At 70.9% G+C, this 12,974-nt stretch carries 11 protein-coding genes; 5 read left to right on the forward strand and 6 right to left on the reverse strand.

Annotation, left to right across the window (positions count from 1 at the left end; genetic code table 11):
• Positions 1–2: 2 nt before the first annotated feature.
• Positions 3–2,000 carry a SpoIID/LytB domain-containing protein gene (locus tag R8F63_04900; GenBank protein MDW3217932.1) on the reverse strand — a complete coding sequence of 666 codons (1,998 nt, stop codon included), beginning with the start codon at positions 1,998–2,000 and terminating at the stop codon, positions 3–5.
• A 148-nt stretch (positions 2,001–2,148) separates the two neighbouring features.
• On the opposite strand from R8F63_04900, the gene R8F63_04905 reads away from it, so the two are divergent.
• The 4 genes from R8F63_04905 to R8F63_04920 are packed head-to-tail and all read left to right on the forward strand — an operon-like array spanning position 2,149 to position 7,595.
• Positions 2,149–4,041 carry a S8 family serine peptidase gene (locus R8F63_04905; protein MDW3217933.1) on the forward strand — a complete coding sequence of 631 codons (1,893 nt, stop codon included), beginning with the start codon at positions 2,149–2,151 and terminating at the stop codon, positions 4,039–4,041.
• 19 nt (positions 4,042–4,060) lie between these two features.
• Complete coding sequence (locus R8F63_04910; protein ID MDW3217934.1) at positions 4,061–5,146, forward strand: polysaccharide pyruvyl transferase family protein; 1,086 nt, start codon at positions 4,061–4,063, stop codon at positions 5,144–5,146.
• 35 nt (positions 5,147–5,181) lie between these two features.
• Positions 5,182–6,552, forward strand: a complete 1,371-nt coding sequence (locus R8F63_04915) for an exopolysaccharide biosynthesis polyprenyl glycosylphosphotransferase (protein MDW3217935.1) — start codon at positions 5,182–5,184, stop codon at positions 6,550–6,552.
• An 11-nt stretch (positions 6,553–6,563) separates the two neighbouring features.
• A complete protein-coding gene (locus R8F63_04920; GenBank protein MDW3217936.1) occupies positions 6,564–7,595 on the forward strand; it encodes a glycosyltransferase family 2 protein in 1,032 nt (343 codons plus the stop codon).
• On the opposite strand, the gene R8F63_04925 is transcribed toward R8F63_04920, so the two are convergent.
• A complete protein-coding gene (locus R8F63_04925; GenBank protein MDW3217937.1) occupies positions 7,592–8,359 on the reverse strand; it encodes an ABC transporter ATP-binding protein in 768 nt (255 codons plus the stop codon). The two genes, R8F63_04920 and R8F63_04925, sit on opposite strands and share 4 nt — an antisense overlap.
• Complete coding sequence (locus tag R8F63_04930; protein ID MDW3217938.1) at positions 8,356–9,168, reverse strand: ABC transporter permease; 813 nt, start codon at positions 9,166–9,168, stop codon at positions 8,356–8,358. Before R8F63_04930 ends, R8F63_04925 begins: the two co-directional genes overlap by 4 nt.
• 43 nt (positions 9,169–9,211) lie before the next feature.
• On the opposite strand from R8F63_04930, the gene R8F63_04935 reads away from it, so the two are divergent.
• The gene (locus R8F63_04935) at positions 9,212–10,447 is read left to right on the forward strand and encodes an O-antigen ligase family protein (protein ID MDW3217939.1); all 1,236 of its coding nucleotides are present in this window, start codon (positions 9,212–9,214) and stop codon (positions 10,445–10,447) included.
• Here the strand turns inward: R8F63_04935 and R8F63_04940 are convergent.
• Genes R8F63_04940 through R8F63_04950 form a run of 3 tightly spaced genes read right to left on the reverse strand, consistent with a single transcriptional unit; the run spans position 10,359 to position 12,972 of the window.
• Entirely contained in the window at positions 10,359–11,345 is a 987-nt protein-coding gene (locus R8F63_04940) for a glycosyltransferase family A protein (protein MDW3217940.1), read from the reverse strand. The genes R8F63_04935 and R8F63_04940 overlap by 89 nt on opposite strands.
• Positions 11,342–11,608 (reverse strand): hypothetical protein, encoded by a 267-nt coding sequence (locus R8F63_04945; GenBank protein ID MDW3217941.1) that lies wholly within the window; start codon positions 11,606–11,608, stop codon positions 11,342–11,344. Before R8F63_04945 ends, R8F63_04940 begins: the two co-directional genes overlap by 4 nt.
• Before the next feature lie 14 nt (positions 11,609–11,622).
• Positions 11,623–12,972 (reverse strand): hypothetical protein, encoded by a 1,350-nt coding sequence (locus R8F63_04950; protein MDW3217942.1) that lies wholly within the window; start codon positions 12,970–12,972, stop codon positions 11,623–11,625.
• Between the last annotated feature and the right edge of the window lie 2 nt (positions 12,973–12,974).

A 12,974-nucleotide genomic window follows, 5' to 3' on the forward strand; every position in this document is an offset into this window, starting at 1 on the left:
ACTCAGCTCACCCGCATGGCGGACGGCAGCTCGACCCCGTCGGCGAACGCCTCGGGCGTGCCCGCGAGTCGCCACAGGAACGTGGCGATCTCGCCCCGGGTGAGCACCTTGTCGGGTTCGAACGTTGTGGATGATGTGCCGGTCGTGATCCCGTGCTCCACCATCCAACGAACCGCCTCGGTGTAGAAGCGGTTGTCGGCCACGTCGACGAAGTCGTGGGGCTCGTCCGACGCCGGCTCGCCGGCGAGGCGCCAGAGGAACGTCGCCGCCTCGGCGCGGGTGACGATCGCGTGGGGCGAGAACGCCGCGTCCGAGGTCCCGGTCGTGATGCCGGTGTACGCCATCCAGGCGACCGCTCCCTCGTAGAACGACTTCGGTTCGACGTCCGCGAAGATCGACGGCTCCGGCGCCGGCGGCTCACCGGCGAAGCGCCACACGAAGGTCGCGATGTGGGCCCGGGTGTTGTCGTCGTGCGGGCCGAAGGTGTCATCGGAGAGGCCGGTCGTGAGTTTCTCGGTGACCATCCACTGCACCGGTTCGTAGAAGAACTCGCCCGGGTCGACGTCGACGAAGTTCACGATCTCGTCGATCTCCATGCGGGCGCCGGCGAAGCGACCCGAGCAATCCGGGTCACGCTTGCAGCCCTCGTTGAGCGCGTACCAGAAGCGGTAGCCGTACGGGGTGGTGCCCCCGGGCGACAGACCTTCGACCGTCACGGTCTTCAACGTGCCGACGATCGTCACTTCGGCGAAGTTGATCCAGCCGGACGCGGGAGCGTCGGTGATCTCGATGTCGCGCACCGTCCCCACGTGGAGCTGGTCGCCCTCCACCGGGTCGCTGTACTCGTTGAGATAGCGCGACACTCGTTCGACGGTCCAGGTGGTCTCCCGCCACCGGTTCGGGTTGCTCGGATGTGCATCGAAGGGATCCGCCTTCGAGGGCAGATAGGCGAGGTCGGTCCCGCCGTTCCAGACATCGCTCGGCTTGGCGGTGTGGCCTCCGTTGGACGACGAGTAGAACGCCTGGGCGATCTTTCCGTCGAAGACGAGGAGCTGATCGTCGGAGATGTCGACGCCGTCGCACCAGTTGCCACAGCCCTGGAGCATGCGGTCGTAGCCGGTGTAGTGCTGGTCCTTCGTCGAGTCGACGATGTCCCACGGGCGACCGAGGTGGGCGCGGTTGATGATCGCGGCGGCGGCGTAGCTCCGGCCCGCGACGGCCTGGGCGGCTTGGGCCTCCGCCGGCCACGACGTCGGGATCTCGGCCAGTCCGACGAGATAGTCCTGGAAGTCGAGGTCCCCGTGGATGACGCAGAACCGCGTGCCGGACCCGCAGTCCGAGTCGTGCTCGCCGGGCACGAGGATGATCCGACCGCCGGCATAGGCGCCGCTGCCGTTGCCGAGGTTCGGGTTCGTGTCCTCCCCGGGTTCGAGGACGACGTGGGTGCCGCCGACGAGCGCGAACTCGAGGGGCCCGGTGCAGGTCTCGTCGCACAGCTCGACCCGGGCGGTGTCCGGGTCGTCGTCGTCATCGATCGTCGCCGACCAGGCCGTTCCGTCGAACGACGCCTCGACGGATTCCGTCGAGGTGGTCAGGAGGTCGCCGCCGACGTGGACCTCGAGCTCCCACCCCTCCTGGTAGTCGCCGTTGATGTACGGCTGGGAGACGCTGACCTTTCCGCCGTGGGTGTTGCCGCCGGAGCCGTTCTCGATGAGGACGTCGAGTCCGTCGCCGTCGTCGAACTCGGGGAAGTCGGACAGCGAGCCGAGCGTTGCGCCCTCGTAGTAGAAGCCGAGGATGTCCTCGTGGCTGTGGCCGGCTTCGGCGCGGGCGAGGGCCCCGTACTGCGACATACCGACCCCGTGGCCGAAGCCGCCGTGGCGGAACGTGATGGTCGGCTCCGCCGGTCCCTCGTCCGCGCTCGCGGGCGCGGCGGTGGCTGCAAGAATCGACGCGACCATGACGGCGCTGAGTACTCGATGGAGAGGCAGACGGCTCATGGGTATCCCATCGGCGGACCGCCCGCTTCAGGACAGGGTTATGTTACGAGATTGTTGCGCTCGAAGGCCATCACCTCGGCCACAGACCGTCAGGTTCGCGCCGCCCCTGCCGATGGACGGAGAGAACCATTTCCCGGCGGGTACCCCTTTGCGACATCGACTTCTCCTCTGTTTCGCCTTCACGATCGCCCTGGTGGTGGGGTTCGGCGTGCCGGCGGGGGCCGACGAACCGGTGGCGAGCGAACCACCGGCGGCCGACGCGACGACGCCGGTGATCGTGGAGCTCGTCGACCTCGGCCTACCGGGCGACGCACCGACCATCGCCGGTCTGCTCGCACTCGACGTGGACGGGCTCGAGGCGACCGGCGCGCTCGACGACCTGGACATCCTCGCGGCGGAGGTGACGCCGGAGGCGTTCGCGGCGCTGGAGGCGTCAGCGATCGTCGAGTCCATCCGGCCGGCCCGGGAGGACCTGCGGCTGCTGCTCGACGTGTCGACCACCACGGTGGGGGCCACGGCCCTCCAGGCGGCGGGCACGACGGGCGACGGCAAGGTCGTCGCCGTGATCGATTCGGGTGTCGACGACGATCATCCCGGTCTGATCGGCTCGGTGATCGACACGGCGTGCTACCTCGACGGCGTGCCGACCTTCGCGTCCAATCCCGGCGTGAGTGTCACCGAACTCTGCAAGAACGGGACCCGCAGCGACACGTCGGCCGAACCCTGCTCGACGATTCCGGCGAGTTGCAGCCACGGCACGGCGGTCGCGGGGGTCATCTCCGGCGACGACGAGACCCTGGCCGGGGTCGCTCCGGACGCCGGCATCATGGCGCTGCGCGTCACCGCGGTGGTCGAAGGGCTCGCCGACGAGAGCGATCCGGAGTACCCATACAGCGCCTACATCCCCGAGGCGGGTGTGCTCGCCGCGCTCGAGCACGTGTACTCGATGCGCAGCACCTACGACATCGCCGCCGTCAACCTCAGCCTCGGCGGCGATCCCGGGTCGTGCACGGACGCCGCGTGGGAGGACGTCATCGGACGCCTCACCGACGCGGGCATCGCGGTCGTGGCCGCGTCGGGCAACTACGGCTGGGAGGACTCCATCACCTTCCCGGCGTGCCTCCCCGACGTGATCTCCGTGGGCGCCACCACCGTGGACGGCGAGGTGGCGTCCTTCACCAGCTCCAGCACCGAGCTCGACCTCCTCGCCCCCGGCAGTCCCGTCGAGACGACCGTGTTGGCCTCCTACGACGCCTCCGGGTTCGCGTCGCAGCAGGGCACGTCGTTCTCCGCGCCCCATGTCGCCGCCGCGTTCGCGCTCGTCGATGACGACCTCCCGGGCAGTTGGTCGGTCGAGCGCCGCCGCAGCCTCCTCCGCGTCGCCGGTGAGATGGTCGAGCGGGTCACCGCGAACCCGTTCGACCGTGATCCCCGGTTCCCGGAGCTGCGGGTCGAGTCGGTCGTCGATTTCGAACCGTTCGACGACGCCGGCTCCGGCTTCTGGGTCATCGCGTCGGACTGGGCGAAGTTCACCGGCGTGAGCACCGGACTCGGGGGCAACGACTTCGGGCCCGACGAGGCCCTCACCCGTGCCCAGGCCGTGACCTTCCTGTGGCGCTTCATGGGTTCGCCCGATCACGGCACCGAGACGTCGTTCGTCGATGTCGACCCCGAGGATTGGCATGCCGCCGCGGTGGCGTGGGCGGCCGACGTGTCGGTCACGACCGGCACGACACCGACGACCTTCGAGCCGGACCTTCCCGTCGACCGGGGCCAGCTCGCGACGTTCATGTGGCGCACGGCGGGCGAGCCGACGCCGTCGTACACCTCCGGGTTCGTCGACGTGGACGGCGGCGACTACTTCGCCGACGCCGTCGACTGGATGGCCGAGCACGACATCACGACGGGCACCACGCCCACGACCTTCTCGCCGCACGACACGGTCACCCGCGCCCAGATGGTGACCTTCGAGTACCGCCTGGCCTCGGCCGACAATGCGTGGGCCGGCAGCGTCGAGCCCCCGGAACTCGCCCTCTTCTGAGCGCGGTAGCGTCCTGCGGGTGACGGATCACCCACCTGCGATCGACGGCCCCCGGCTGCTGATCTGTGGTTGGGCCGGCGCCGGAAACATCGGCGACGAACTGCTCACGGCCGCGATCGTCGCGATGGTGCGGGGGGCCGGTGGTGTTCCCGTCGTGGCTTCGCGCGATCCGGGGACCACGGCTGCTGAGCACGAGGTCGAGTCGGTCCCGTGGGGCATGGGCGCCCGCGGCGCGGTGGCGACCGTCGACGGCGTGATCGTCGGACCCGGCGGGATCCTCCAGGACGGCAGCAGCCTCTGGAACCTGCCCGGCCACCTCGCCGCCGCGCTGGCCGCCCGGCGCCGCGGGGTGCCGGTCGCCGCGTTCGGGGTCGGCGCCGAGCCCCTGCGGCGGCGGTCGTCCGCCCGGCTGTTGCGCCGTGCACTCGCCGACGCGCCCGTCGTGACGCGCGACGAGGGCTCCTCCGACGCGCTCCGCGCCGCGGGACTGCATCCCACGACGGCCGCCGACCTCGCGTTCACGCTCGACCTCCCGGACGCGCCGGCGGAGCCGAACGACGAGATCATCGTGGCTGTCGGGCCGGGAGTGAAACCGGGTCTGGTGCGGCCCGCCGCTCGCCGGTTGGTGGCGCCGCCGGTGGCGCAGATCGCGGCCGCCGTCGAGCGTCTGGCGGTCGAGCAGGGATACCGGGTCGCGCTCGCCGGGTTCCGGGGTCGGCGGGATCGGGACGTCGCCGCCGAGCTCCGAGCCGCGTTGTCGGTGGACGCGCGGCTCGTCGACGACACCGTGGACGCCCACGTCGGCGCGGTCGCCGGCGCCCGGCTCGTGGTCGCCTCGCGCTATCACGCGGTCGTCCTGGCCGCCCGCGCCGGCGTGCCGGCCCATGTGGTGTCGACGGAGCCGAAACTGCGATCGCTGGCCGCCGATCTCGGCCCGGATCGGGCGACGCTCGGCTCCTGGGCGGACCTGGCCGCGCCGACCGGTCAGCCGCGTCCCGCCCCGCTCCGATCGGGCGAGTTCGCCGGCGCGGGGGAGGTGGCGGGGGCCATCGCGGCCTTCGTGGCCGACGTGGGTGCCCGCCGCGGTGACGGGGTCGGCGGTTAGCATCGTTTTCGGCCGCCACTGCGGCCGAGACGCCGATGCAGACTCAGCAACCCCTCCAGCAGCCCACGGTGGACAGCGGCGAGATCCCGGTGATCCGCTCGCTGCGTCGTCGCGGCTTCCGCTACCTCCACGTCATCGACGCCGTGACCATCTACGGGCTGATGGTGGCCATCACCGTCGCCCGCTTCGGGTTCTCGTGGCCCACCTACCCGGTGTCGCACTATCTGATCGGGTTCGCGATCGCGACTGCCGTCCACATGGTCATGTACTACTTCGGCGGGCTGTACGAGTACGAGCAGCGCCTCGGCCTCCCGCCCTGGTTGCCCCGCATCGTCGCGCTGACCGCCGTCTCGGTGCTGATCTCCGCGGCCATCGGGCTCGCCACGAACCGCTACCTGATGCCCCGACTCAACCTCGCCGTCCTCGCCGTGGCCGCGACGGTGTCCGTGGCCCTGGCCCGGGCGATCTCCCGACGGCTGCGGTCCCGCCGCTACGGACACTCACGGGTGCTCCTCGTCGGCACGCCGGACGACATCTCGCTGGCGCGCGCCCATCTCGCGGAGTCCGGGGGCGACACGGAGGTGGTCGGTCAGACCCCGAACGCCCACGCGCTGCTGAGTGAATGCAATCGGGTCGGCGCGACGGACGTGCTGCTGCTCAGCGGTGGCTCGCTCGACAAGATCTATCCCGACCCCCTGGACGACCTCGAGCGCCGTCGTGTCGGCGTCTTCTACCGGATCTCGCCGTCCGACACCCTCCTCGGGCTCCAGCGGAGCCGTCAGATCGCCGGTATGCCGTTCGTCGCCCTCCGCACCCGGGCCGTGCCGAACTATCGCCTGCGGTTGAAGCGGATCTTGGAGCTGGCGGTCATCGCCGTGCTGAGCCCGATCATCGTCCTGGTGGCACTCGGGGCGGCGCTCTACGTCCGCCTGCGGGTCGGCAAGGGGGTGCTCTACCGCCAGGAGCGGGTGGGTCGCGCCGGTACGACGTTCACGATGTTGAAGTTCCGCAGCATGCGTCACGATGCCGAGTCCGCCGGCGCGCCCGTGCTCGCCGACGAGGACGATCCCCGGGTCGTGCCCGGGATGCGCTGGATGCGCGAGAGCCGCCTCGACGAGCTGCCCCAGTTGATCAACGTGCTGCGCGGTGAGATGTCCCTCGTCGGCCCCCGCCCGGAGCGGCCCGAGTTCGTCGCCAACCTCGAGGAGCTGATCCCCGGCTACGGCCGACGCCACGACCTGCCGCCGGGGATCACCGGCCTCGCCCAGATCCGGGGTCACTATCAGACCGACCCGGGCTACAAGCTCGGCCACGACCTCCAGTACGTCGTCAACTGGTCGCCGATCCTCGACCTCCAGATCCTGGCCGAGACGCTGCTCGTGATGCTGCGGCGATCCGCCCGTTGAACCTCGCACCCGTGCCCGACATCGCGCCGGCGGTGGACGTGATCGTCCCCGCCCTCGATGCGGCGTCGACGCTCGACACGTGCCTCGACGCCGTCCTCGACCAGGACTACGCGGGCGCCATCAACGTCATCGTCGCGGTGGGCCCCGGACGCGATGCCACGTGGGAGATCGCCCAACGCCGTGCTGCCGACGACCGTCGGGTCACGGTCGTCGCGAACCCGACGGGGCGGACGCCGACGGGGCTCAACATCGCCACGCGGGCCGGTCGATCGCCCATCGTCGCCCGGGTGGACGCCCAGAGCGTGCTCCCGCCCCGCTATCTCCAGCGAGCGGTCGCCACCCTCCAGCGCACGGGCGCCGCCAATGTCGGCGGTATCCAGCGCCCGGTCGGCGACGACGGGCTGCAGCGGGTCATCGCCGTGGGCATGTGCTCGCCCTTCGGCGCCGGCCCCGCGCGCTTTCGCCGCGACGGCTACGAGGGTCCGACCGACACCGTCTACCTCGGCGTGTTCCGGCGCGACGCGTTGGTCGCGGTCGGAGGATTCGACGAAACGCTCGACCGCAACCAGGACTACGAGCTCAACACCCGCCTGCGGGAAGCCGGCGGCGAGGTCTGGCTCGACCCCGCCCTCGTGGTGACCTACCGGCCCCGTGCGACCTTCTCGCAGCTCGCCTCGCAGTACTTCCAGTACGGCGCGTGGAAGCGCCATGTCCTGCGGCGCAACCCCCGTTCGCTCAAGCCTCGCCAGACCGTGGCACCCCTGCTCGTGATCGGACTGATCGTGAGCGCGGTGGACCTGCTGCGGGGCCGGGCTCGTGGTTGGCTGCTGCCCGCGGCCTACACGGGATCCGCACTCCTCGTCGCCCGCGACAACCGTCCGGAGCTGCCCCGCAAGACGGATCGCTATCTGCTGATGGCGGTGTTCGCCACGATGCACGTCGCCTGGGGCACTGGCTTCCTGTTCGGTCGTCTCCGCCGGGGGAGGCCGTCGACGGGCCTCGTCGTGACGCCGGTCGACGACGAGCCGACCCGCTCCCGCTAGTCGCGGGTGGTCAGCCGGTTGCGGTTGCCGGTGTCGACCGCGGCCAGATAGTGCGCCACGACGTCCTCGGGTTCACCCACGTCCACCAGTCGGCCGTGGTCGAGCCACCCGAGCCGGTCGCAGAGATCCGACATCAGCGAGGTGTTGTGGCTCACCAGGACGATCGTCGTGCCCCGCTCGCGCAGCACGTTCATGTGGTTCATGCACCGGCGCTGGAACTCCTCGTCGCCCACCGCGATCACCTCGTCGACGAGGAGGATCTCCGGGTCGACGTTCACCGAGACCGCGAACCCGAGCCGCACGTACATGCCGCTGGAATAGATCTTCACGGGCTCGTCGATGAAGTCGCCGATGCCGCTGAAGTCGATGATCGAATCCATCGACGCGGCCATCTGCTTGCGGCTGAGGCCGAGCATCGCCCCGTTCAGGTAGACGTTCTCGCGGCCGGTGAGGTCGGGGTGGAACCCCGAACCGAGCTCGAGCAGGGCCGAGAGGCGGCCCTCGGACTCGATCGTGCCGGTGGTCGGCCGGTGGATGCCCGCCATCAGGCGCAGCAGCGTCGACTTGCCGCTCCCGTTGTGGCCGATGAGGCCGAAGAACGATCCGGGCGGGATGTCCAGGTTGATGTCGCGCAACACCCAGAAGTCGTCCGCTTCGGACTTCCGACCGATGCGCAGCATCGCCTCCTTGATGGAGCTCGGCCGGTTCCGTTCGAGCCGGAACTTCTTGGAGACGTCGCGGACGGTGATCGATCCGATGGTCATGGTTCCTCGCTGATGGCCATCGACTGATCGCGGAAGTAGACCCACCCGATCACGAACGTGATGATGCCCCACGCTGCGGCGGCCAGCAGGCGGTTCCACTGGGGCACCTCGAGGAAGTACACCGCATCGCGGGAGATCTCGACGAACAACGCCGGCGGGTTCCAGTCGAGGACCACCCGCAGGAAGCCGTCCACCCCGCCGTCGTCCAGCAGCTTCTGGGTGTAGACGATCGGCACCCCGAAGAACGCCACGTTCAACAGGATGCCGATCAGGTACTGGGTGTCGCGGTAGCGGGCGTTGAAGACGGACACGATGAACCCCACGCCGAGCCCGAACAGCATCGAGAACGCAAGGGCGAGGAACAGGAAGATCACCGTCCACGAGATGTTGGCCAGCACGAGCATGATCGCGATCAGTACGACGGCCTCGAGGAGCGTCTGCACCGCGTTGGCCGCCGCGCCGCCGAGCAGTGCCGTCTCGGTGGGGAAGTAGATCTTCTTGCGCAGATCGCTGACGCCGATCAACCAGCCCATCGACCCGTTGACCACGCCGGTGAACACGCTCCAGACGATGAGTCCGGTGAAGAGGTAGAGGCCGAAGTTCTCGGCGTTGCCGTTGCTCGTCGGGGGCGCCTCGGCCCCGTAGACCACGCCGAACACGAAGCCGTAGACCAGCACCGTGGTGAGGGGATTCATGAACGACCAGAACCAGCCGAGGAGGCTGCGCTTGTAGCGCGCCTTCGACTCGCGCTCGGCGAAGTGGTAGATCAGCGACGCGCTCTTGCGGACGGACGGCGACAGGGTGGGCATGACCGCTCGGATCCTACCGACTCACCGTCACTACGATGGGACGATGCAATCGTCGCGGTCGCGGATCGCCCTCGTCGCCCTCGGTCTGCTCGTGACGATGAACGGTCCTGGGTTCTTCGTCCAGTTCCGCGTGCTCGACCAGCCGTGGGACTGGGACGGCCCGGTCGTGCGCGACCTGTTCGTCGCCCTCTCGGTGGCGTCCGTCGTCACGGTGGTGCTGGCGCGGGCGGCGGGCACGCTCGGGCCGCTGCGCCGTGGTGGCGTCGTCGCGGTCGCGGGGTTCTCGGTGTGGGTCGCGGCGACGAGTCTGTGGAGCGTCGCGCCGGAGATCACCCGGGGCCGGTCACTGATCTACGTCGGACTCGCGTGCTTCGCGGTGGTCATCGCGCGAATGAACGCGGTCGACCGCACCCGGGCGCTCGCGGCGGCCGTCGCCGTGGCGCTCGTGGCGAGCCTCGCCGCGGTGCTGCTGAGCGATTCGATCAGCCTGGACCGCAACGACGACTGGCGGGGCATCTTCACCAACCGGAACTCGCTGGCCCCCGTGGCCGGGGTCGGCATCCTGCTCGGCGTGGGCCTCGCCGCCGAGCGGCGTGGTCGCGCCCGGCTCGCGCCGCTCGCGCTTGCCGGGCTCGGTGGCATCCTCATGCTCGGGAGTGGGAGCCGCACCGCCTGGCTCGCTGTCTTCGCCGCGGCCGGCGCCGCCGTGGTGGTCGTGGCGACCCGCGTCGGCCGCGAGCGCATCGGCGCCCGGGCGATCGCGCTCGGCACGGCAACGGCGGCCGCCGGATTCGCGGCGGTCGCCGTCGTCGTCGGCCTCATGTGGAACGAGGCGACGTTCGCCCAGCGGCGGACGATCTGGCGGCTCGTCTGGGACCAGATCGGCGAACGGCCGATCCACGGCCACGGCTGGTTCACCATGTGGACCCAACCCGAGTTCACGTCCACCCACGAGCTCCTCGGACGGGGGAGCGCCCACGACAGCGTCATGGATGCGTGGCTGGGTGCCGGCGTCATCGGCGCCGCCCTGTTCGTCGCGGTCGTGGTGCTCGCCGTGGGGAACACGGCGCGGGATGCCTGGCGGACCCCGAACGCGGCGACGGCGACATGGCTCGCCCTGATCGTGTTCCTCGTGATCGAGAACATCACGGAGAGCTTCGTGCTCTGGTACTCCTACAACTGGGTGCTGCTCATGGCCGCGGCGCTCTGCGTCGGGCCGCGACCGCGCCGCGGAGGCGACCGAGAAACGCACCGAGCCAGCGAACCGGCGACCGTGTGATCCGCGCGAGTTCGGCGCGGGTCTCCTCGAGCTCGCGTTCGTGGCGGCTGGCGCCACCGAGCTCGAAATGGGTGCGGGCCAGCCGGGCCGCGTCGCCCGCCGGGAGCAGCACGGGTGCGTCGGCGAGTCCGGCGATCACGCGGGCGTGGGTGCTCTCCCAGACGCCGACCGACTCGGCCGCGTCGGCGTTGGCCCCGTCGAGGCGCCGGTACAACGTCGTCACCGTCGGGATGGAGGTGACCCCGAGCAGCATCGCGGCGCGCATCAGGAGATCCCAGTCCTCGTAGACCGGCAGCGTCTCGTCGAACCAGAGGTCGTGGTCGAGCAGTGCCTGCCGGGGATACGCCACGGCGCAGATCGGGGTGAGGTTCACGCTCATGTGGGCGAGGAGATCGAACGTGTCGGGGAACGGATGCTCGACGTCACCCGTGGCCCGAACCGGCTCGTCGCCGCCGTCGGTGGTCCACGCCTGCGAGGCGGTGACCGAACGCACGATGGTGCCGGGCGCGCCGGCGGCTGCGTCCACGACCGCCGCGATCCAGCCCGGCTCGGCGAGATCGTCGTCGTCGAGGAAGGTGACATAGTCGCCCGCGGCCGCCCGCAGGCCCGCGTTGAGTGGCGCGGCCCGGCCTGGGTCGGTGGTCGAGACGACGGACATCTTCGGACGATCCCCGAGGTGTTCGCGCACGGATGCGGCGGCGTCCTCGCCGCCGTGGACGACGACGACGGCATCGACCGCCTCGTGGGTCTGCGCGGCGATCGAGTCGAGCGCCTCGGCGAGGGAGCCGGGGCGACGGCCCTGGGTCCGGACGATGACGCTGACACTCTGTGGGCGGGTGGGCGCGGGCAGGGGAGCGATCGCGTAGGCCTCGAGAAGTCGGTCGATCGGACGGGTCACGGGCGGGCCAACCGGCGTCGGACCGCGTGGACGACACGGGCCACCGGCGTGCGGGCCAGATCCTCGTGGAGTCGCCGGTTCGCCGCGTCGAGTTCCTCCTCGCGGGTCTCGAGTTCGGCGATCCGGTCGCGCAGGACCTCGGTGCGGCCGTTCGCCGCGAGGAGGCTCTCGCGGAGGCGCAGGATCTCCGCCCGCAGCTCGTCGGGATCGGCGCTCTCGACCGGGTCGGGGTCGGCGGCGACGGGAAGATCGTCGTAGGGCACGGGCCGACGATAGGTCAGTCGGGCGGCGAGGGGACGCGGGCGCGATGCACGCGGGACCGCAGCACGGGCTCCCGCAGCCGGAGGGCCGACGCGGGCGGCTCCTCGCCAGGATCGAGATGGTCGGCGTTGTGGTGCAGCGCGTGCGGGTCGTCGGGCCGCCGGAATCCGGGGTGGTACCACGGGTCCTCGATCTCGCCCCAGCGGTCGATCCACCGATCCCACTCCTCGGCGGCGATCACGGGTTCGCGGCTCAGGGTCTCGTGGTGCACGAAGCGTGCCGCCGGCTCGATCACGACCCGACCGACGCTGCGCTGGAGCCGGACGCAGAGGTCGACGTCGTTGAACGACAGCGGAAACCCGGTGGACAGGCCGCCGACCGCCAGGAGGTCCCGGCGCCGGGCGAGCAGGCACGCGCCGGTCACCGCGACGACTTCGCGGGCCAACAGACCCCCGTGCGGCGCCGTGTCCGCGACCTCCCACCCCACGAAGGGGTGGAGGGGACGGGCGTCGTCGATCACGATCCCGTCGTGCTGGACGGTGCCGTCCGGATAGGTGAGGAGGGCGCCGACCGCGGCCACGCCCGGATCCGCCAGCTGGGCGGCCATGCGCGGGATCGATCCGGCCGCCGCCTGCTCTGTGTCGTCGTTGAGCAAGAGCACCAGATCCGCCGACGCCCGCAGCAGCCCGATGTTGATCGCGGCCGAGAAGTTGAACGCGCCGGGCCCGCGCTCGAGGACGGTGACGTCGGGGCGGTCCAACACCGAGCGGTTCGCGGCGAACTCCTCGCCCACGACGAGGAGGAACCGGATGCCGTCGGTCGGCGGAAGGCTCTCCAGCATCGCCGTGACCGCGATCGTGCCGCCCGGAAGCGATTGCCCGGCGCTCGGCACGATGACGTCGACCCGGGGCCGAAGCCCCTCCGCGGCGGGGACGCCGATCCGTTCGCAGTGGGCGGCGACGGCGGCCGGGTCAGGGGCCGTGAGCGGGCCCGGGTGATGGGTGAGCACCGCCGGCAGGTGGGCGACGCGGGCGCCGTCCTCGGCCAGCGTGAACACGAGCGCCGGATCGATGCCGCCCCGGTTGCGGGCCCGCAGCCAGCCGGCCCGCACGGCGATCGGCGAGGCCGCGACCGGGTCGGATCGCAGTCGGGTCGGGCTCCAGGCCGGCCGCCGATGACGCTCGCCGGCGAGGACGACGTCGCCGAAGAACGCGTCGGCGGGGTGGCCGCTCGCGGCTTCCACGAGCGCCGCCGCGCCGGCCCCGTCGAGCGACGCGGCCGGGTCGAGCGCAATGACGAGATCGTCGTCGCGAATCGACGTCGGTAGGCCCGGCGAGCCGAGCGGTATCGTCCTGAGCGCAACCATCG

It is taken from the genome of Acidimicrobiales bacterium (assembly GCA_033344915.1).
Lineage (GTDB): Bacteria > Actinomycetota > Acidimicrobiia > Acidimicrobiales > Aldehydirespiratoraceae > JAJRXC01.